This window comes from Arcobacter acticola, from assembly GCF_013177675.1.
Lineage (GTDB): Bacteria > Campylobacterota > Campylobacteria > Campylobacterales > Arcobacteraceae > Aliarcobacter > Aliarcobacter acticola.
The window spans coordinates 2,399,656-2,422,403 of sequence record NZ_CP042652.1 but is presented as its reverse complement, the minus strand read 5'-3'; the positions used below and the strand labels follow the sequence as shown (position 1 = coordinate 2,422,403).

Genomic DNA, 22,748 nt, shown 5'->3' with positions numbered 1-22,748 from the left:
CACAGTCCTTTAGGTCGGTGATGTAAGCAAATTAGTTAGGAGTTTCTTGGTTTTCAATATATTTTTTAACCACTTCCAATCTTGCACCGCCACAACTTCCTATAAAATAACTAGGACTCCAAAGTGAATTATTTCAAAGCTTTTCTTCTATATATTTAGTAGTAAATAACAAATGCATGTGAATAAAAATATATTACATAATGTAATATATTTGAGCTTTCACTTATCATTTCAGTATAATTTTATAGTTGATTAATAAGGAATCATTCTGAATACTCAAAAAACAGTAAACTTAGGTTACAAATATAGACTTTATCCTACTAAAGACCAAATGAAGATTTTAAATCATCAAATGTATATTTATAATCAAGCTTATAATATTTTTTTGAATCTTTGGCAAAAAGAAAATAGTAAAAATAAAAAGTTAGATAAAGAAGATAGAGTATTTAGAAACGCTGTTAGTTATGATACAGTTGTAAAAAGAGCATTAAGACTTAGGAAACTATCTTTTTCAACAGTAGTAACTCAACAAGCAAGAATTAACTTTTTAAAAGCAGTTAAAAAATCTTTCTCTAAAGAAAATGTATCTAAAAGATTAAAAGCTATAGAAATAGCAACTACTCCAAAAGAAAAAGTTAAAGCTTTTAAATTAGGTATGCCGACATTTAAATCAAGTAGAGATATTTTTCAATCATTTAATTGGAATAATCAAGGTTATCAAATATTAGATGATATAAATAATAATACAAGATTTAAAACTCTAAGACTTTTAAAAACAAACTTTAGATTTAGATGCCATAGAACTTTTCCAAATAATTATAAACTATCATCAATCACTATCTCAAAAGATGCAATTGGTTATTATGTAAGCTTTGGAATAGAGTTTAATAAACAAGTAGGTTTAGTAGTGTCAAAAGATAATCTTGATATTACTAAGTCTATAGGTATAGACTTAAATGCTTATAATTTTGCAATATCAAATAATGTTGATTTTATTCAAGATTCCAATATCGCAAAAGTAACTTTAAATCATCTAATAGATAATGGTGCTACAAATCGAAAAGGTTTGAAATATAAAAACACAATCAAAGTTCACATAAGAAAACAAAGTAGAAGAGTTCTAAATGAACTTAAAAATTGTAAACAAAGTAAAACCAAATTCAAATTAGGAAGTAATCATAAAAAGACTCAAAAGAAATTAAATAAACTAACAAAAAGAATATCAAATCAAAAAATTGATTTGTACCATAAAATTACTGCTGAACTAACAAATAAGTTTGACTTGATAGTAGTTGAAGATTTAAAAACAAAAAATATGTCTAAAAGCTCAAAAGGAAATGAGATAACTCATGGAAAAAGAGTAAAACAAAAATCAGGACTAAATAGAACAATTTTAAATGCTTCATTCTATCAGTTTGTATCAATGATACAATATAAAACCACAATGCTAAATGACAAACTATTTGTAAAAGTTAATCCGCAATATACCTCACAAGAGTGCAGTTGTTGTGGAAATATAGATAAAAACAATCGTCCTAAACAAGATAAGTTTAAATGTACAGCTTGTGGGTTTGAGATAAACCCTGATATACAAGCTTCACAAACTATTTTAAAAAGAGGATTGGAGTCGTTTGGGCTAGGAACTAGCCTTGTGGACTTAAATAAACACAAAGCCTTTCGCTCAACTTCATTGGAAGTTGCTAGTTAGGAAGCTTCGCTCTTTAGGGCGAGTTGGTTCACTCCTTATTGAACATATTGATGAAGTTTAGAGCATTTACCTAAAAAAGTATCCATTCCGCACATATCATTGAATATATCATCAAATGAGTGTGAGTGAGCATCATAAACATAAACAAAAATTTCATCACCTTTTTGTACAAAGTTTTTCTTTCCAAAATCAGCATAAGCAGTTGCACCTGCAGCTATTAAAATACCTTTAGCATCTTTTGCTGCAACTTTTAAAAATTGTGTTAATTCTTCTAAAGGACCACAATCTTCTTGTGTATTTAGTTTTTCAATCATCCAATCTTTTAATTGTTCAAAAAAGTAACTATATGATTTAACGGCACTTGTTGTTCCATAATCATGAACTATTCCATTTCTTTTAATAAATGAGGCAATATGATATCTACTTAAAACACCTTTTTGTGTAAAATTATCAATTTCTATAATTTCTTGAGAAATACCCTTTGTGTTAGGACCCCAATTCTTTTTAGTACTTAATTTATTTCCATCTTGAATTCTTATTGAGAAATCATTAAATGCAGAAAAATATCTAGGAATAATATCAATAACTTTTTCATTTTCATATACAAAATCACAGATTAAAGCTACTTCTGCTTCAACTTGAAGATTATCTTTTTCCCTATCGTGTGTTTCAATAATATCATCACAAATAGGATAAGTTCCTAAAAAACTATCATGTCCTTTTATATAAATAGGAAACATTCCTTTTGGCGCATTTTTTTCTTCAGTTTTTATAACAGAAAATTCGTCAGCTTCTCCAGCTTCACCTAAGTGATTTGCAAAGTTTCCTGCAACTGCAAAGCCTAAATAGTCTTTTAAATCATCTAATAACATTTTTTTTCCTGTATTTTTTATTATTGTTTGAAGAATAGCAAAAACTCTATCTTCTTAAAGTCAAATATTGAATGTAGTTTAATCATATAAGAATTATTTTAGATAAGCATTTATAAATATTTATTTAAAATAACTATAGGTATGATTTACAAAAGGCAAATGCCTTTTGTAAAATTATAAAATTAAATAGTTCTCCATTTAGCAGGACCAGTTGTGTGAATTGAAACACCCTCTGTATCAACAGCTACAGTTACAGGCATATCTTCTACATCAAACTCATAAATAGCTTCCATTCCCATCTCTTCAAATGCAAGAACTTTTGCATCTTTGATTGATTGAGAAATTAAGTATGCTGCTCCACCTGTTGCAATTAAATACATAGATTTGTATTCTTTAATTAAATCAATAGTTGGTTGTTTTCTTTCAGCTTTTCCAATCATTCCCATGATTCCAATTTCCATCATATCTTTTGTAAATTTATCCATTCTTGTAGATGTAGTTGGTCCCGCAGGTCCTACTTTTTCATCACGAACAGGATCAACAGGTCCAACGTAGTAGATGAATCTATCTTTTAAATCAACACCATTTGGAAGTGGTTTACCAGCATTTTTGTACTCAACAATTTTTTTATGAGCAGCATCTCTAGCTGTTAAAATTTTTCCAGTTAATAATAGTGTATCACCTGATTTAAATTGAGATAAGTTCTCTTTTGTTAAGTCTGCAATATTTACTTTTTTAATAGAATCTAATGGTAATTTTACATCTGGCCATAAATCTAAATTTGGTTTTTTAAATTTAGCTACACCTTCCCCTGGTTTTAATTTAAAGTGAATATGTCTAGTAGCAGCACAGTTAGGAATCATAGCAACAGGAAGTGAAGCAGCATGACATGGGTAATCTAAGATTTTAACATCTACAACTGTAGTTAAACCACCTAAACCTTGAGCACCAATTCCAATTTTATTAATATCTGTATAAAGTCTTAATCTTAATTCTTCTAAAGCATTTTGAGGACCTCTTGCTTGAAGTTCATGAATATCAACATGCCCCATTAAAGACTCTTTTGCTAAAAGCATTGATTTTTCTGGATTACCACCAATACCAATACCTAAAATTCCAGGAGGACACCATCCAGCTCCCATTTCTCTAACATTTGCCATAACCCAGTCATAAACTGAATCTGATGGATTTAATACTGCAAATTTAGATTTATTTTCACTTCCTCCACCTTTTGCAGCAACTGTAATATCTAATTCATCTGAATTATCAACAGTAACATGAATAACAGCTGGAGTGTTATCTTTTGTATTTGTTCTTTTTCCTGCAGGATCAGAAACAACTGAATATCTTAATGTATTATCAGGATTAGTATAACCTTTAGCTACACCTTCATTTAATACATCTACTAATTCTTTTGTTAATTCTAAGTTAGCTTTTAATCCAACTCTTACAAAAATATTTACAGAACCTGTATCTTGACATAAAGGTCTATGTCCTAAAGCACACATTTTAGAATTAATTAAAATTTGTCCTAGTGCATTTTTTGCAGCTTCTGATTTTTCATTCTCATAAGCTTCTACCATTGCTGTTACGAAATCTTCTGGGTGAAAATATGAAATATACTGACATGCATCAGCAATACTATCGATTATATCTTGTTGTTTTATTACGCTCATTTGTTTCCTTTTTGCTTAGAAATTTTAATATTATACCAATGCTAGTATGAAAGAATTCTTTTATTTAAATTTTAATATTTATTTTTCCTAAAGTGTTTAGTTTTTACCTTTTATTGGTTGTGTTTTGTGTAAATTTTAGAAATTATAAGGTTTATATATTTATGAAAAAGTTTAAAATAAAAAAAGAGGATTTGAAGATTAACTTAAGGCAAAAGCCTTAAGTTAGAAAATTAAGCGAAGAATCTTTCTTCAACGATATCTTGTAATTTAGTTCCAGAGAATTTTGCTCTTTGAACTAATTCCCAGAAATATCTATAAGTTGCTCTATCGTGTAATTCACCATCATATTGAATTGGTCCCCACTCAGCATTTTGAGCAGCAATTAAGATATTTTGAGCATCTTCAAGTTCTGTAAAGTCAGGTTTCATTGCATCAACAATAGCTTGTACTTGTGTTGGATAAATTGACCACATTCTTAAGAATCCGAACTCATTTCTTGCTTTTTCAGCATCTTTATAAGTTTGGTATGGGTTTTTTAAATCAAGTGTAACATTGTGACAAGGAATAATATGATTAGAAAGTGCAGCTTGAACAACTTTAGCTTTTGCAGCAGCAATTAATCTATGATCAAATTGACCTGGACTTCTCATACAAGAAGCTGGAATTGCACCTTGATAACCAGATACGAAATCCATTAATCCAAAGTCTAATACTTGTACCCAAGGTAATGTTGCAGTTTTTTCAACATCTCTTAAAGCACCATGTGTTTCAATTAAAACGTGAATTGGGATTTCTCTTGTAATTCCAGCTTTTTTTGCAGTTGCTTGAATATATTCAACTTGAGTTTTTGCATCTTCATAAGAAGTTGATTTAGGAATTGTAATATATGCTAATTTTTCTCCAGCACCTGGTACTAAAATATCAATATCTTGTCTCCAATCTGGATGGTCAAAATCATGGATTCTAGTTCCTGCCATTGAATATGGATTAGCATCAGAATTTACAACTCTTACGATCATTTCAGCATGTGCAACTTCTTTACCAGTTTCAGCTCCATCTTCACAGTCACAAGTAATATCAAAAACAGGTCCTAATTTTTTTTGCATCTCAAAACCTTTTAAGATTAGCTTTTCGCTACCTGCAAAGTGTTCACAAGATGGAATGATTGGTAAGTTATCCCCAGAACCGAATAGTGCTTCTTTTGGGTGTGTCATAATATTATCCTTTTTTTTAATTTAAATTTATTTTTTTGTTTTAGTTTTTGGGATTACAACAGTGTAATCTAAGTCAAGTACAACCGATGGTAAATATTTACCATCTTCATCTTTTGGATTTTCAATTTCTTTAGAAACTTGGTTTTTAATAGCCACAGTTCTAAGTCTTAATAATCCAATATCATCTCTATTCACTTCAATTGTTTCAATAACTTCAGTATATGCATAAATTGTATCACCTGCATATGTAGGGTTTGCATGAGCACCACTATTAATAGCGTATACCCATTGCGCATTTTGTAAACCATTAAATGAAATAGCTCTTGCCATTGAAATAATGATTCCTCCATACATAAGTCTTTGACCCATAGGAGTTGATTTCATCATGTGGTCATTGAAATGTACTTTTGCATTGTTTTGATATAACTTTGTTGCTAATGTATGGTCACTATTATCAATAGTAATACCTTCTGGGTGATTAAGTCTTTCACCTGCTACATAATCTTCAAAGAAATATTTTCCACCAGTCGAATCTGTATCTACAGTTTTAATTGTTGGGATATTAATAACATCAGCAATTGGTGTCGTTTTCGCAAAAGTAGGAACTTCATTGATATTTGATAAGGTCTCTTTATCTTTTTTATGAACCATTACCCATCTTTTGAAGTTTAAAACTTCAGCTCCATCTTGGTTTACACCAATAGAGTGAACATAAACAACTCCACTTTTACCATTTGAATTCTCTTTTAATCCAATAACAGTAGATGTCATAGAAACTGTGTCACCTACAAAAACTGAATTAGGGAAAGACATTTCTGCATAACCTAAGTTAGCAATTGCGTTTAAAGATACATCTTGAACAGATTTACCAAATGTTAAGTGAAACATTAACATATCATCAATTGGTTTTTTATCATATCCCATTTGTTTTGCTACTGTATCAGAAGAGTGCAGAGCAAATCTAGAACCAGTGAAAGCGATGTATAAAGATACATCACCATCACTTATTGTTCTAGGAAGTGGATGAACAATTTTTTGACCAATTGAAAAATCTTCAAAGAAATTCCCGAAATTAATCTTATTACTTATTTTTGACAAATTTACTCCTTATTTATTAAATAGGTTTTGACCTAATGATTTATATGTTTCATATAATGTAATCATTTTTTTAGCCCATTTAATTTTTGATGAATCAACTAATTTATCATTATGTAAGATTACTTCTTTACCTTCTTTAGTTGCTTCTTCATATTTAGAAATCATTAATTCATAATCTTCAACTTCAGCTTGTTTTGGAGTGAAGATATCATTAATATATTCAATTTGAACAGGGTGAATAAGTGATTTTCCATCATATCCTAGGTTAAATGCATCTTTAGTTGAATCTTCACATGCAAATTCATCATGAACATCAAAGTGTGGTCCATCAATCACAGTTTTACCATATGCTTTAGCAGCAAGGGCAATTTGTGATAAATAGTTAAGCATTGCTTTTGAACCTTTTTTAATATCAATTTGAAGTCTATTTGCAAGTTTATTAGATCCAACAACAATAACTTCAACTTTAGGACTAGCAGCACAAATTTCTTGAATATTTAAAACTGATAATGGAGTTTCAACCATAATCATCAAAGATAATTCTGGATTTACTTCTTCTAATAATCTTACCGCTTCTAGTACATCTTCTTTTGTTTGAATTTTAGAAAATAATAAACCATCAAGTTCGATTGTTTTAGCAAGTTCTAAATCTTTTGCTAAGTCTTCACTTCCAAGATTATTAATTCTTAAAACTCTTTCAGACTCACCAAATTTAGCTCCATCTTCTTTGTAAACTTCAGCAACTGTTGATCTTCCAAGTTCTCTTTGTTCTTGTAAAATAGCTTCAAGGTCAAAAATAACAGCATCTGCAAGTACTGTTTTTGCTTTTTGTACATTATGCTTATTATAAGCGGGTACAAATAACATAGATCTTCTAGCTTTATATTCAACAATTTCAGTTCCAGTTTCAATTGCATGATATTTTTCATGTAATTGTTTTACAAGTTGTTTTCTTAAAACTTTTCCATTTTTAGTTCTTGGATAATCAAGCATTGCAAAAATCTCTTTTGGAGCTTTATATTTTGCAAGATTAGCTTGTGCAAATGCTAATACTTCTGTTTGTTTTTCTTCGCTTAATTCTTCATGACCAATAACTGCAATAGCAACTATTGTTTTATCTTTTCCAATATCTAAACCAAAAGCAACACAATCAGCAACCGCATCATGTGTTTTTACAACTCTTTCAATTTCATGAGGTGATACTCTAAATCCAAAAGTATTGATGATGTCATCTTTTCTACCAATAAACCAGATATATCCATCTTCATCTTTTTTAGCATAATCACCTGTGAAGAAATACCCATCATGTCTTGATTTTGCAGTTTCTTCTTCTAATTGCCAATACTCTAAGAATAAACCTGGATCATCTTCACCAATACAAATCATTCCTTCTTCACCATCAACTACTTCTTCAAGTGTATCTGGATCTAAAAGTTTAACAGTATGTCCTGGTTGTACGAATCCTGCAGACCCAGGTCTAATAGGATTGTTTTTTGAGTGAGAAATATAGTATGAACACTCGCTCATTCCGATTGCTTCATAAATATCTTGTTTGAATTTTTCTCTCCAAAGACCTAACATCTCATCTGATAAATGCTCACCAGCACTCATACAATATCTTAAGCTTGGGCAATCTTCTAAAGTAAAATCAGTTTTTTGAATGATTTGTCTATAAATGGTTGGAACTCCAATAAAGATAGTACAACTATGTTTCTTAATTAAATTAATCCAAGTAGATGCATCATTTGAACCTTCATAAGCAATAACTGTATGACCATTAAACAATGGATCCATAAGTGCTGATCCTAATACATAAGTCCAGTTAAATTTACCAGAATGCATGATTCTGTCATTTTCTTTAAAATCAAACCAAAATTTAGTAGCAGGAGTTCTTCCTACAAGTGATCTATGTGAGTGTAAAACACCTTTTGGATAACCAGTTGTTCCTGATGTATAAACTAAATATGCAGGTTCTCCTGATTTAGAATTATAATGATTTGGTGTTTTATCAGTATTTGCAAAAATTTCATTTAATGAATAAACATTAATATCTTTTGGTTTTTTGATATTTTCAACACTATCAATTCCAGCAATTACAATTGTTTTTAAGTTATCAAGGTTTTCTAAGTATGGAACTAAATTCTCATACATAGAAGCTGATAATACAATTGCTCTTGCTTGTGAATCTTCAGCAAGATACTTAACTTCACTACCACTTAAAAGTGTAGAAGTTGGAACTGCTATGATTCCAGCTTTCATTGTTCCAAAGAATGAAATAGGGTATGCAAGTGAGTTTTTTAAACAAACAAGAACTCTATCTCTAGCTTCAAGACCAATACTAGTAAAGAAATTACAAACTTGGTCAGATTTAGTAGCTAAATCTTTATAACTTATTTCATCTGTACCTAATTTATCATCTTCGATTATCATTGCAATACTGTTCTCTTTAGGTGTTCCCACATGAGCAGAAGTACAAGCAAACCCGATGTTTAAAAATTCAGGTATTTCAATTTTTACGTTTGAACTCATAATATAATCTCCTTACTAAATTTGACCGTAAGGCCAGTTTTCTTTAAATGTATGAATTGGCATTCTGTTTAGTACAGATAATGCAAAAATCTCATCCTCTTTTGCTAAAGATCTTAATGCATAAGCTCTTAAAATATTTTGTAAAGATTTACCAAACATTGGTGGATCTAACATTTCACCTTCATATCTGATTGCTCCACTTAATAGTGCATCAGCATTGATAGCTTCTTTTAATATTCTTATGTCTTTTTCAATTTCTTTAGGAGAAGGAGTAAAAGCAACTTTACAAACATTAATATGATTTGGGGTAATAACTTGTTTACCTGTTAATCCCATTGCATTTTCTCTAATTGCATGAGCATAAACATGTCTTGATGCATCATCACCATGTAAATCTAACCATCTTCTAATATCTTTTTTCTCAACACAATTATCAGGTAGTGAATGTGGTGTTAACATAACTTCAACTCCACCAATAACCCCTTTACCTTTAATTCTAGCTTCCATCGTAAGCATATTAAAGAAAGTTTCTAACTCATTAATCCATCCTTGAGGAGTGATTTTATAAGCCATAGCTTTAGAGAAATCGTGAATACCAAAAACAACATGTTTAACAGTTGAATGATCCATTAATCTATCAGCGATTTGAAGAGATTTTGGATGTTCAATAATTGGTTGAATTGTTAAATTACTACCGATTGAAATTAACCAAGATGATAAATCTCTAATTTCAGCAGATCCATAAACTTCTCCAGCTTTCGCAAGAACAATAACATCAATGTATTGATGAATTTGTTTTAACATTTTTAAATCTTCTTCATATTCATCTGTTCTAAATGGATTTATTCTTACAGCTATCTGGAAAGTTCTTTCAGGAAACTTTGGTAACTCTTGAATTAAAAGTTCTCTTGACATTGCTTTTTGTCTACAACCATCTTCTAAGTCAAATAAAACTGTATGTGCTTTAGTTTTATAAGCGTGTTTTTGTAGTCTAAGCTTTGCTTGTTCCATACTCTCATATGTTCCATCTAATGGATTAAATTTAATTGGTGGGTAATAAATTTGAATACCAGGCCAATATCCACCAAGAACTGGTGTTAAATCATCATTTGCTGTTAATTTAGATAAATCTATTGCAGAAGTCATTTTATCTACCTTTCATTGTTTGATTTTAAGTACTATTTTGTTTCATGTAATAAACGTATTATTATACATGAAAACCAACAGGAAAGTTATACAGCATTTAAAATGAATTGTTTTAATGTGTTTTGAAATAGCAAATAAATTTAAGTTTAAAATAATAAAACTTTACCTAAGCCCATGAATAAGGTAAAGAAAACTTAAATGATCTTGTAAAATAGGGCTAAAAGTAGTAAAAATATAGTATATTTAGAGTAAAAAATCAGCTAAAATTAAGAAAAATTATAAAAAAAGGAGAATATTTATATAAATATTCTCCTTTTTTTATAAATCTTGTAAAAAATTTAGTTTTTTAAAATAATCAATTAGAAAAGGTTTAGATACATTTTCAAAACTATCTAAGTCTTCATATAAATTTATATAAAGTTCAAAATCAATATTTTTAGCTTTTAATACGTTAATTGAAAGTAAAGTATCGTTAATACATCCAAGTTTTGAAGGAGCTATTAAAATTGCACTTGCATCAAATATTTTTATTAAATCTATAATAAACAAATCTTTTTCAACCGGAACCATTAATCCTCCAGCTCCCTCAATAATAAGTAAATCACAAAACTGTTCTAGATATTTTTTCTTTTCTTTTAAAAATTCTATATCTATAATTGTATTTTCTTTTGCAACATAAGGAGCTGCTGGAAGTTTGAATTGATAAGGAACAACATCATTAATTGTTACATCAAAAGAGGGATTTAAAGTTTTTACTAAATTTAACATCTTAGTTCCATCAAGGGGAAAATCAATAACTCCTGTTTCAAAAGGTTTGAAATATCCAACTTTTAATCCCTTTGAAGTAAAATATCTAAGAAATTTTTCTGATGCATAAGTTTTACCAACATCTGTGTTAGTTGCAGTAATAAATATAGATTTGTTTATATAATAGCTAATATCATTTTTCATATAATCTCTTTTTTGTTATAATAATGTGTTTTTTAATAAATAGATATATTATCATAATAAAGGTTTGATGTGAGTAATGAAATAGAGATAGAATTAAATGATGAATTAGATTTACAAGAGCCAAAAAAATATAAAGTTTTTTTATTGAATGATGATTTTTCAACAATGGATTTTGTAATAGATGTATTAGTTAAAGTATTTAGAAAATCAGTAGATGAAGCATCAGTAATAATGATAAACATACATAATAACGGGAAAGAGATATGTGGAACTTATAGTTACGAAATTGCAGGAACTAAAGTTGCACAAGTAAAAGCAATGGCAAGAGAAAAGGGCTTTCCTTTAAAAGCTACAATGGAAGAAGAATAAAAATGATTAGTAAAGAATTAAGAAATATTTTTGCACAAGCCGTTGGCTATGCAAAAACTAGTAAACATGAGTATTTAACAATAGAACACGTTTTTCTAATGTTAATACATGATCAAACAATTGAAAATTTATTTATAGATTTAGGTGTAGATACAAATATCCTTTTTACAGAACTTAAAATTTATATAGATGAAAATACACCAAAATTTCCAGAAGATCAAAATTTAGATGAAGAACCAATTGAAACAGTTTCTTTAGCATCTACAATTGAATACATGGTTGCCCATTCTCAAACAAGTGGGAAACAAAATGCAAATGTAGAAGATATGTTTGTAGCAATTTTAAAAGAAGAAAAGTCTTATGCTACTTACTTATTAAAGAAATTAGGAATTCAAAGAGTTGATATTTTAGAAGAGATTTCTCATAAAGAATCAGAGGAAGACGAAAATCAAGAAAATGATGCAGATAATGAAAATAAAGTATTAGATAAAAATTCAGCTGAATTAGTTGCACTTGCAAAAAAAGGTGAAATAGATCCAGTTATTGGAAGATCAAAAGAGATTTCAAGGGTAATTGAAATATTAAGTAGAAGAAAAAAGAATAATCCAATATTAGTAGGGGAGCCAGGAGTTGGAAAAACTGCAATTGCAGAAGGTTTAGCCTTAGAAATTGCACAAGAGAAAGTTCCTGAATTTTTATTAAAAGCAAAAGTATATTCACTTGATATGGGTTCTATGATTGCAGGAACTAAATATAGAGGTGATTTTGAGAAAAAATTAAAAACACTTTTAAAAGAAGTTGCAAAAATACCAAATTCTATTTTATTTATAGATGAAATTCATACAATAGTAGGAGCGGGAAGTGTTGGAGGATCTGCAATGGATGCTTCAAATATATTAAAGCCAATGCTTGCTAATGGAAAATTAAGATGTATAGGAGCAACAACTTTTGCAGAATATAGAAATGATTTTTCAAAAGATAAAGCACTAAGTAGAAGATTTGCAAAAGTTGATGTGGAAGAGCCTTCAATTGAAAATAGTATTACTATTTTAGAAGGTTTAAAATCAAAATATGAAGAGTATCATGGTGTAAAGTATTCAAAAAGTGCAATTCAAAGTGCTGTTGAATTAAGTAAAAAATATATAACAGATAGATTTTTACCAGATTGTGCAATTGATGTAATCGATGAGGTTGGAGCTACTAAAAAAATATTATTAGCAACTGAGCTTAAAACTAAATCAACAAATAATATAACTGTTACACAAAAAGATGTGGAAGCGACAATTGCTAAAATGGCACATATCCCTGAAAGAAGTGCAACTAAATCTGATTTAACTCTTTTAAAAACATTAGAAAAGAATATGCAAAAAAGAGTATTTGGACAAGATAGTGCAATAACAACTATTGTTCAATCAATAAAAAGAAACAAAGCAGGTCTTGGACTTGATAAAAAACCAATTGGAAGTTTTTTATTCACAGGACCAACAGGCGTTGGTAAAACAGAAGTTGCAAAAGAGCTTTCATCACAATTAGGAATTCATTTTGAAAGATTTGATATGAGTGAGTATATGGAAGCTCATACAATATCAAGATTAATTGGAGCACCTGCTGGATATGTTGGATTTGAACAAGGTGGACTTTTAACAGAAGCTATACGAAAACATCCTCATACGGTTTTATTATTAGATGAGATTGAAAAAGCGCATCCTGATTTAATGTCAATTTTATTACAAGTTATGGATAACGCGGAACTTACAGATAATAGTGGTAATAAAGCTGATTTTCAAAATGTAGTATTGATAATGACTTCAAATCTTGGAGCAACAGAAGCAAATGTTATGGGATTTGCGAAAAATGATAAGTTAAATGAAAATAAAGCAATAAATAAATTCTTTGCACCTGAATTTAGAAATAGACTTGATGCTGTAGTTCCATTTGATTCATTAACAATAGAGGTTGTTTCAAAAGTTGCAGGTAAATTTATTGAAGATTTAGAAAGACAATTAATAGATAAAAAAATTAAAATTGAAATAAGTGCAAAAGCAAAAAATGAACTTGCTGTTTTAGGTTATGATAAAGCAATGGGAGCAAGACCACTTAATAGAGTTATATCAGATAAAATTAAAAATATATTGACAGATGAGATTTTATTTGGTAAATTAAAAAAAGGCGGATTAGTTAAAATTGATTTTGATAAAGAGTTTATTTTCCAATATGAGAAAAACTAACACAATCTTTATACAATATTTTAGCTATAATGAAAAATATGGTTTTTTATTAAAAAACTTAAATTTAGAATAATTTCGATTAAAAGGATTAAGAAAATGAATAGAATTTTATTAGGTTCTGCGGTTACAGTACTTTTATTAGCTGGATGTGGAGACGAGAAAAAAACAACTGCTGAAGCAACTAAAGTTGCAACAGAGCAAACAACTACAAAAGAAGTGGTTGCTGAAGCTACAAAAGATGTAGCACAAACAGTTACAAAAGCCGCAACAGAAGTTACTAACACAGTTACTGAAGCAACTAATAAAGTTGTTGAAAACACAAGTGAAGCAGTTAAAGAAACTACTGCAAACGTGATGGAAACTGCAAAAGAAGCTGTATCTGCAAGTGATACAACAGTAAAAGAAGCTGCAAATACAGCAGTTACTGAAACAGCTGCTAAAGTTGAAGAAGTTAAAGAAAGTACAAAAGAAATGGCAGTTGCAGTTGTTGAAGAAACAAAAGAAGTTGCAGCTACTGCAGTAGCTCAAGGTGAAACAGCAGTTGCGGCAGCTGTAACTACTGCTGAAGCTGTAGTTGCAAATGCAACAGAAGCAGTAGCTCCAGTTGCAGAAGGTTTAGATGGAGAAGCATTATACAAATCTTGTGCATCATGTCATGGTCAAAAAGCTGAAAAAGAAGCATTAGGTAAATCACAAGTAATTGCAGGATGGGATAAAGAAAAAACTATTCAAGCATTAAATGGATATAAAGCTGGAACATACGGTGGAGTTATGAAAAATATTATGAAAGGACAAGTAGCTACTAAAACAGATGCGGAAATTGATGCATTAGCTACATTTATTTCAAAATTATAATAACATACTTACTATGTAAATAGAAATTAAAGAAAGATTTTAATCTTTTCTTTAATTTTGACTAATTAAATCCATAAAAAACCAAATAAAAACACTCAAATCCCATTATAACCCAATAAAAAGCAAGTAAAACCCCAAAAAAACACAAAGAAGAAATTGAATCCAAAAATTTAAGCCAAATTTCAGCTAAAAGGTCTTGACAAACCCAGAGGAATCTATTATAATTCCCGTCCAATTTGACTGGAACGCATCAAACGAAAGTGTGATGGTAACGAGATAGTTTGAATGTGATGATCTTTAAAATAAATTATAACGTTTATAAAGTAATCTTTGTAAACCGAATATGTAATTCTTGTTGTTTAAATCTGTCAATTTATTCAGATTAAAAATAAGAATAATGTTAAATATATAAAACAAGAAAAGTATGGTAAAACATATTAAACTTGTCTATTAACTTATGAGTGATAATTTTGTAATTAGTAAAATAATACAGAAGAAGTCAAGTTCAAAAACTTCAATTTATGGAGAGTTTGATCCTGGCTCAGAGTGAACGCTGGCGGCGTGCTTAACACATGCAAGTCGAACGAGAACGGATTATAGCTTGCTATAATTGTCAGCTAAGTGGCGCACGGGTGAGTAATATATAGGTAACGTGCCCCAAAGAAGAGGATAACAGATGGAAACGTCTGCTAAGACTCTATATGCCTTTATGACAAAAGTCAGCAAGGGAAATATTTATAGCTTTGGGATCGGCCTGTACAGTATCAGTTAGTTGGTGAGGTAATGGCTCACCAAGACAATGACGCTTAACTGGTTTGAGAGGATGATCAGTCACACTGGAACTGAGACACGGTCCAGACTCCTACGGGAGGCAGCAGTGGGGAATATTGCACAATGGACGAAAGTCTGATGCAGCAACGCCGCGTGGAGGATGACACATTTCGGTGCGTAAACTCCTTTTATATGGGAAGATAATGACGGTACCATATGAATAAGCACCGGCTAACTCCGTGCCAGCAGCCGCGGTAATACGGAGGGTGCAAGCGTTACTCGGAATCACTGGGCGTAAAGAGCGTGTAGGCGGATAGGTAAGTCAGAAGTGAAATCCAATAGCTCAACTATTGAACTGCTTTTGAAACTGCTTATCTAGAATATGGGAGAGGTAGATGGAATTTCTGGTGTAGGGGTAAAATCCGTAGAGATCAGAAGGAATACCGATTGCGAAGGCGATCTACTGGAACATTATTGACGCTGAGACGCGAAAGCGTGGGGAGCAAACAGGATTAGATACCCTGGTAGTCCACGCCCTAAACGATGTACACTAGTTGTTGTGAGGCTCGACCTTGCAGTAATGCAGTTAACACATTAAGTGTACCGCCTGGGGAGTACGGTCGCAAGATTAAAACTCAAAGGAATAGACGGGGACCCGCACAAGCGGTGGAGCATGTGGTTTAATTCGACGATACACGAAGAACCTTACCTGGACTTGACATAGTAAGAACTTTCTAGAGATAGATTGGTGTCTGCTTGCAGAAACTTATATACAGGTGCTGCACGGCTGTCGTCAGCTCGTGTCGTGAGATGTTGGGTTAAGTCCCGCAACGAGCGCAACCCTCGTCATTAGTTGCTAACAGTTCGGCTGAGAACTCTAATGAGACTGCCTACGCAAGTAGGAGGAAGGTGAGGATGACGTCAAGTCATCATGGCCCTTACGTCCAGGGCTACACACGTGCTACAATGGGGTATACAAAGAGCAGCAATACGGTGACGTGGAGCAAATCTCAAAAATATCTCCCAGTTCGGATTGTAGTCTGCAACTCGACTACATGAAGTTGGAATCGCTAGTAATCGTAGATCAGCTATGCTACGGTGAATACGTTCCCGGGTCTTGTACTCACCGCCCGTCACACCATGGGAGTTGAACTCATTCGAAGCGGGGATGCTAAAATAGCTACCTTCCACAGTGGATTCAGCGACTGGGGTGAAGTCGTAACAAGGTAACCGTAGGAGAACCTGCGGTTGGATCACCTCCTTTCAGAGATAAGAGATCAGATTCGTTTCTGATTTCAAATATCAAATAAAGAAAATGGCAAAGATTTTATATATTCGGTTTATAAAGATTATTTAAATAGGTAGTAGGGGCCTATAGCTCAGCTGGCTAGAGCGCTCGACTGATAATCGTGAGGTCCCAGGTTCAAGTCCTGGTAGGCCCACCATGATAATCTTATAATGTTGAATGTTAAATTTTAAATGTTGAATTAATTTTTTTAATTCAAAATTCAGAATTTAGAATTCAAAATTATTAGTCCCAGGGGAATTAGCTCAGCTGGGAGAGCGCCTGCTTTGCACGCAGGAGGTCAGCGGTTCGATCCCGCTATTCTCCACCACCTATTTTAGAGTTCAGTAATCAGAGTTCAGTGCTCAGAAGATAGAATTTAAAGTTCAGTTATAATAATTTAGCTTGAGAGTAAAATTAAATATAAGTTCAAATTAGTTTGAATTTATATTTGATTTTCGAATCAAAACTTTTAGAGAAATCTAAAATGATATTTAAAAATATAATGTTAAAGTCTTTAATTTTTTCGTTTAATTTACGTTCGAAAGAACATAATTTAAAAACAAAAATTTAATTATCTAAAAATTGTTACCTTGAAAAAACTTGTTTTTTTAAGATAATTTGAAATAGATAGAACACAACTAATTTTATTAAGATGTAAGAGTTGATGATTAGATTCATTAATTTAAATATGTTTAATAAGATAGTAGCCAAAGAATAATTATCAAAAATGCGACAGAATTTAATTCTGTTTATTAATAAGCTATTAAGGGCTAATGGTGGATGCCTAGATTGTAAGAGGCGATGAAGGACGTATTAGGCTGCGATAAGCCCCGGGGAGCTGCCAAAGAGCTTTGATCCGAGGATTTCCGAATGGGGCAACCCAGTATAATGAGAATTATATTACCCTACGGGGAGCTAACCTGGTGAAGTGAAACATCTCAGTAGCCAGAGGAAGAGAAATCAAACGAGATTCCGTCAGTAGCGGCGAGCGAACGCGGATTAGGACAAACCCAATGCTTGCATTGGGGGTTGTAGGACCATGATATGAGACTAAAGAAGATAGATGAAATACTTGGAAAAGTGTAGCATAGAAGGTGAAACTCCTGTAATTTAAATTTTCAATAGCTCTAATGGTATCCTGAGTAGGTCGGAACACGTGATATTTTGACTGAAACTGGGGGGACCACCCTCCAATCCTAAATACTACTTACAAATCGATAGTGAACAAGTACCGTGAGGGAAAGGTGAAAAGTACTCCAGCGAGGAGAGTGAAATAGAACCTGAAACCATTAGCTTACAATCATTCAGAGCCCTATGATTTATCAGGGTGATGGACTGCCTTTTGCATAATGAGCCTGCGAGTTGTGGTGTCTGGCAAGGTTAAGTCAAGTACGAAGCCGTAGCGAAAGCGAGTCTTAATAGGGCGAAATAGGGTCCCCATTAAGAACTTTATGTTCTTAATGGGTTCCCTTAGTCAGATGCTGCAGACCCGAAACGAAGTGATCTATCCATGAGCAGGTTGAAGCTGGTGTAAGAGCCAGTGGAGGACCGAACCCGCAGGCGTTGAAAAGTCTTGGGATGACTTGTGGATAGGGGTGAAAGGCCAATCAAACTTCGTGATAGCTGGTTCTCTCCGAAATATATTTAGGTATAGCCTTGTGTTGTAGCATATAGGGGTAGAGCACTGAATGGGCTAGGGCTGCTTACCGCGGTACCAAACCCTATCAAACTATGAATACTATATGTGGAATCACAGGAGTCAGGCGGTGGGTGATAAAATCCATCGTCGAGAGGGGAACAACCCAGACTAACAGCTAAGGTCCCAAAGTCACATCTAAGTGGAAAACGATGTGGAGTTACTGTGACAACCAGGAGGTTGGCTTAGAAGCAGCCATCCTTTAAAGAAAGCGTAACAGCTCACTGGTCTAGTGATTCTGCGCGGAAAATATAACGGGGCTAAGATGTGCACCGAAGCTTTAGATTCAATTTTTAATTGAGTGGTAGGAGAGCGTTCTATTCAGCGTTGAAGATGTACCGGTAAGGAGCGTTGGAGCGGATAGAAGTGAGCATGCAGGCATGAGTAGCGATAATTGAGGTGAGAATCCTCAACGCCGAAAACCCAAGGTTTCCTACGCGATGCTCGTCATCGTAGGGTTAGTCGGGTCCTAAGTCGAGTCCGAAAGGGGTAGACGATGGCAAATTGATTAATATTTCAATACCAACATACAAGCGCGATGTGGGGACGCATAGAGTTAGTCGAGCTCACTGATGGAATAGTGGGTCGAAGGACGTAGGCTGTAACTTAGGCAAATCCGGGTTACATGAGGCCGAGATCTTACAGGCTCCTGACACTCTTCGGAGGAGAGGGAGAATCGATGATACTGTCGTGCCAAGAAAAGCCACTAAGTATATTGTATGTTGCCCGTACCGTAAACCGACACAGGTGGGTGGGATGAGTATTCTAAGGCGCGTGGAAGAACCCTGGTTAAGGAACTCTGCAAACTAGCACCGTATCTTCGGTATAAGGTGTGCCTACTTTGGTATAGGAACTTGCTTCCAAAAGCTAGAGAGGTTGCAACAAAGAGTCCCTCCCGACTGTTTACCAAAAACACAGCACTTTGCTAACACGTAAGTGGATGTATAAGGTGTGACGCCTGCCCGGTGCTCGAAGGTTAACTGATGATGTCAGCGCAAGCGAAGCATTTGATTGAAGCCCGAGTAAACGGCGGCCGTAACTATAACGGTCCTAAGGTAGCGAAATTCCTTGTCGGTTAAATACCGACCTGCATGAATGGCGTAACGAGATGGGAGCTGTCTCAACCAGGGATCCAGTGAAATTGTAGTGGAGGTGAAAATTCCTCCTACCCGCGGAAAGACGGAAAGACCCCGTGCACCTTTACTACAGCTTGACACTGTAGCTTGGATATTCATGTGCAGGATAGGTGGGAGGCTATGATATATGGACGCAAGTACATATGGAGCCATCCTTGAGATACCACCCTTGAATATTTGAGTTACTAACTGCGACGAGTCAACCTCGTTCAGGACAATGTCTGGTGGGTAGTTTGACTGGGGCGGTCGCCTCCTAAAAAGTAACGGAGGCTTACAAAGGTTAGTTCATGGCGGATGGAAATCGCCAGTTGAGTATAATGGCATAAACTAGCTTGACTGTGAGACATACAAGTCGAACAGAGACGAAAGTCGGTCATAGTGATCCGGTGGTTCTGTGTGGAAGGGCCATCGCTCAAAGGATAAAAGGTACGCCGGGGATAACAGGCTGATCTCCCCCAAGAGCTCACATCGACGGGGAGGTTTGGCACCTCGATGTCGGCTCATCGCATCCTGGGGCTGAAGTAGGTCCCAAGGGTATGGCTGTTCGCCATTTAAAGCGGTACGCGAGCTGGGTTCAGAACGTCGTGAGACAGTTCGGTCCCTATCTTCCGTGGGCGTAGGAAAGTTGAAGAGATTTGTCCCTAGTACGAGAGGACCGGGATGAACGTACCACTGGTGTACCAATTGTTCTGCCAAGAGCATCGTTGGGTAGCTACGTACGGATGTGATAAGAGCTGAAAGCATCTAAGCTCGAAGCCAACTCTAAGATTAACTTTCCCTGAAGTTCCCAGTAAGACTAACTGGTTGATAGGCTAGATGTGTAAGCGTTGTAAGACGTTTAGCTGACTAGTACTAATAGAACGTTTGGCTTATTTTATATTCTTTGGTTTACTATCTTATTAAATATATGAGAAACGTTATTAAAAGTGAACTGCTTCACTTTTATAGTTTCGGAACCGTAGCTTTTATGGTTATGCATAAGCGCAGGATATATTTAATAAACAAATTGTGTTTATTTTAAGACTTTAACATTATTTTTTCTTAACTCTAGTATAGAGTTGAGTGTTAAGTATAATTTACTTAATTTGGGTTTTAATTCAAAATTCAAAATTAAGCATTCAAAATTAAATTTAACACTCAACTTTGCTGGTGGCTATAGAGAAGTGGAAATACCCAGTCCCATTCCGAACCTGGAAGTCAAGCACTTCATCGCCGATAATACTGCCGGGTCCCCTGGTGGAAACGTAGGCCGCTGCCAGCTCTTGAGTTTATTAATCAAAGCTTTTACTTATTCATACTTTAAAAAGTATTTTTAGGTAGAAGCTTTTTTTTTAGTTTGTTTTTTTGGGTTTTATCTTTTTTGGCTTGACTTTCTGAGCACTGAACTCTGAGCACTGAATTCTGAGCACTGAATTCTGGTTTTTTACTTAGCGCTTAATACTTAGCACAGGTCTTTAATACACTAATAGACCAATATACCAATTACAAATATACAAATCCTCTTTTCCATTCATAATTCACAATTAATCATTCACAATTAATAATTCACAATTAATCATTCAAAATTAATAATTCAAAATTAATAATCCTCTATATTTCTATTATACGGGCTTTTTCTATTTTACTTAGTCTTGGTATGGGGTTTGTTGTTTTTTAGAGATATTGTAGTTCTATATTAAAGTATAGCTATTTTATATTTTATATTTATTCCATAGTTCTTTATTTCTTGTCTACCTTCTGAATCATTAGCTTTTAAACCAATTTTATATATCAAGTTACTTTTTCTAGTTAGTTTTTGTTTTAGATAAAGAGAAGAGTTTATATCTACATAATCAACTTCTGTATCTTGCCAGTATGATTCATTGTAGTTATGAATAGAGTATTTATCATTTAGTTTTCTATCTAGTTTTAAATAGCTTCTATACTCTGCTTTTTTCTTTACTGATTTTTTTAATATTTGACCAAGAGCATAATCTACACCATATATATTTTTCCAAGTTTTGTTTGTTGTCAATTGAATAAAAGGATTTATTTTATTGTTTAATTTTAATCCAAGTCTTGTTTTAAAATCTATATTTTTATATGCTTTATCTTTAAAAGATATTCCAAAATTTATAAGAGAGTTATTATTTCTATAAGGTTTCTCAAAAATATATCTCAATTCTCTTTCTCCTTGAGAATCTATCAATAAATTAAAGTCATTATTTACTTTTGGTACTAAATTATTTTGTCTTTTATTTTGTGAATTTAAAATCACAGGCTTTGCATATCTGCTATTTTTGTTTACTTTTACTAAAGCAGTTTCGAGATACGATAAGTTGTTAGTTTCTTCATTTGTATTGGCATAACAGCTATTAGCAAGAAATAATATAGGTATTAATAATTTATTCATATGCTATTATACTTAAAAATTATTAATCTTTTTTTATAAGATATTTAATATTTAATTTATGACACATTTTTATTCCGTATAAATAAATAATCCATGAAATATAAATCCAAAAAAAAGTAAATAATAGTGTTGCAAGAGAGCCATAGATTGTTGTATATGTTTTATTATAGACAACATAATATACAAACAAATTTTTTGTAATAGATAAAACTAATAGTGTAATAAAGGATGAGATTAAAGCAGCTTTATTATCTATAGTTTTGTTTACACTTAATTTAAATAAAGAATAAAATATTAACCATGCAAAGACATATGAAAATATATTATTTAGTATATTATTGTTATAAATAGACATAATTACGTTTAATACTATAAATAAGATTGGTAAAACTATTAAATAAACAGAATAAAATAAAAAAGAAATATGAATTGATTTTCTTTTTGCTTTATGTATTTTATTTACAATATATTCATAATCTTTAAAAAACATTATAAATACAAATAACATATAAACAGTACCTAGTAGACCTAGTTTGTTTGAATTTGATATATAGTTCTTTAGTGCGTCTATTATTTCAGTTGAATGTGTAGGGTTGATTATGTTAAAAATATATGAGGTAAATATTTCTAAATAGCTTTCAAACTCTGAAAAGTTTGAAATAAATGCTATTAATAAAGCAATAATAGGAAGAATAGAAAAGATAGTAAAAAAGCTTAATGAGGCTGCATAATAAGTTGTATCATCATTAAAAAATGAATCTACAACCTTTAGTACCTTTTTAAATAAACCATCTTTATTATCTATCTCATTCATTGAAT

13 protein-coding genes, 2 tRNA genes, 3 rRNA genes and 1 pseudogene are annotated in these 22,748 nt (G+C 32.4%); 9 read left to right on the top strand and 10 right to left on the bottom strand.

The genetic code is table 11. From position 1 onward, the window contains the following. Window positions 1-31: 31 nt before the first annotated feature. A pseudogene (locus tag AACT_RS12410) lies at window positions 32-124 on the bottom strand (transposase); the annotation flags it as partial. Window positions 125-262: 138 nt separating this feature from the next. Between AACT_RS12410 and AACT_RS12405 the strand changes: the two are divergent. Continuing rightward, the gene (locus AACT_RS12405) at window positions 263-1,708 is read left to right on the top strand and encodes an RNA-guided endonuclease InsQ/TnpB family protein (RefSeq protein WP_346726268.1); all 1,446 of its coding nucleotides are present in this window, start codon (window positions 263-265) and stop codon (window positions 1,706-1,708) included. 35 nt (window positions 1,709-1,743) lie between these two features. Here the strand turns inward: AACT_RS12405 and AACT_RS12400 are convergent, their stop codons facing one another. The 7 genes from AACT_RS12400 to bioD form a co-directional block, all read right to left on the bottom strand. After that, window positions 1,744-2,580 carry a DUF5718 family protein gene (locus AACT_RS12400; RefSeq protein WP_172127310.1) on the bottom strand — a complete coding sequence of 279 codons (837 nt, stop codon included), beginning with the start codon at window positions 2,578-2,580 and terminating at the stop codon, window positions 1,744-1,746. A 182-nt stretch (window positions 2,581-2,762) separates the two neighbouring features. After that, the gene (locus AACT_RS12395) at window positions 2,763-4,256 is read right to left on the bottom strand and encodes a fumarate hydratase (protein WP_172127308.1); all 1,494 of its coding nucleotides are present in this window, start codon (window positions 4,254-4,256) and stop codon (window positions 2,763-2,765) included. A gap of 230 nt (window positions 4,257-4,486) precedes the next feature. Then, on the bottom strand, window positions 4,487-5,470 hold the full coding sequence (locus tag AACT_RS12390; RefSeq protein WP_172127306.1) for an HpcH/HpaI aldolase/citrate lyase family protein: 984 nt from the start codon (window positions 5,468-5,470) through the stop codon (window positions 4,487-4,489). A gap of 27 nt (window positions 5,471-5,497) precedes the next feature. After that, window positions 5,498-6,568: a MaoC family dehydratase gene (locus AACT_RS12385; RefSeq protein WP_172127304.1), complete on the bottom strand. Its 1,071-nt coding sequence runs from the start codon at window positions 6,566-6,568 to the stop codon at window positions 5,498-5,500. Window positions 6,569-6,577: 9 nt separating this feature from the next. Beyond that, complete coding sequence (locus AACT_RS12380) at window positions 6,578-9,097, bottom strand: aldolase/citrate lyase family protein (protein ID WP_172127302.1); 2,520 nt, start codon at window positions 9,095-9,097, stop codon at window positions 6,578-6,580. Window positions 9,098-9,112: 15 nt separating this feature from the next. Further along, complete coding sequence (locus AACT_RS12375; RefSeq protein WP_172127300.1) at window positions 9,113-10,243, bottom strand: HpcH/HpaI aldolase/citrate lyase family protein; 1,131 nt, start codon at window positions 10,241-10,243, stop codon at window positions 9,113-9,115. Window positions 10,244-10,561: 318 nt separating this feature from the next. After that, window positions 10,562-11,194, bottom strand: coding sequence for a dethiobiotin synthase (gene bioD / locus AACT_RS12370; RefSeq protein WP_172127298.1), 633 nt, complete (start codon window positions 11,192-11,194; stop codon window positions 10,562-10,564). Window positions 11,195-11,263: 69 nt separating this feature from the next. Between bioD and AACT_RS12365 the strand changes: the two genes are divergently transcribed. From AACT_RS12365 to rrf, 8 genes are all read left to right on the top strand, one after another. Further along, window positions 11,264-11,563, top strand: coding sequence for an ATP-dependent Clp protease adaptor ClpS (locus tag AACT_RS12365; RefSeq protein WP_172127296.1), 300 nt, complete (start codon window positions 11,264-11,266; stop codon window positions 11,561-11,563). Window positions 11,564-11,565: 2 nt separating this feature from the next. After that, a complete protein-coding gene (clpA, locus tag AACT_RS12360; protein ID WP_172127294.1) occupies window positions 11,566-13,791 on the top strand; it encodes an ATP-dependent Clp protease ATP-binding subunit ClpA in 2,226 nt (741 codons plus the stop codon). Window positions 13,792-13,887: 96 nt separating this feature from the next. Further along, window positions 13,888-14,646, top strand: coding sequence for a c-type cytochrome (locus AACT_RS15690; protein WP_346726244.1), 759 nt, complete (start codon window positions 13,888-13,890; stop codon window positions 14,644-14,646). 518 nt (window positions 14,647-15,164) lie between these two features. Beyond that, window positions 15,165-16,681: ribosomal RNA gene (locus AACT_RS12350) — 16S ribosomal RNA — on the top strand. Between the two features lie 104 nt (window positions 16,682-16,785). Beyond that, a tRNA-Ile gene (locus AACT_RS12345) sits at window positions 16,786-16,862 on the top strand. Window positions 16,863-16,957: 95 nt separating this feature from the next. Further along, window positions 16,958-17,033, top strand: a tRNA-Ala gene (locus tag AACT_RS12340). Between the two features lie 425 nt (window positions 17,034-17,458). Further along, a 23S ribosomal RNA gene (locus AACT_RS12335) occupies window positions 17,459-20,414 on the top strand. A gap of 268 nt (window positions 20,415-20,682) precedes the next feature. Then, window positions 20,683-20,798 (top strand): 5S ribosomal RNA (rrf, locus tag AACT_RS12330). Together the 16S, 23S and 5S rRNA genes with 2 tRNA genes alongside form the textbook arrangement of a ribosomal RNA operon. Before the next feature lie 414 nt (window positions 20,799-21,212). Here rrf and AACT_RS12325 read toward each other — a convergent pair. Further along, on the bottom strand, window positions 21,213-21,929 hold the full coding sequence (locus tag AACT_RS12325; protein WP_172127292.1) for a hypothetical protein: 717 nt from the start codon (window positions 21,927-21,929) through the stop codon (window positions 21,213-21,215). Between the two features lie 22 nt (window positions 21,930-21,951). Further along, window positions 21,952-22,743: a YihY/virulence factor BrkB family protein gene (locus AACT_RS12320; RefSeq protein WP_172127290.1), complete on the bottom strand. Its 792-nt coding sequence runs from the start codon at window positions 22,741-22,743 to the stop codon at window positions 21,952-21,954. Between the last annotated feature and the right edge of the window lie 5 nt (window positions 22,744-22,748).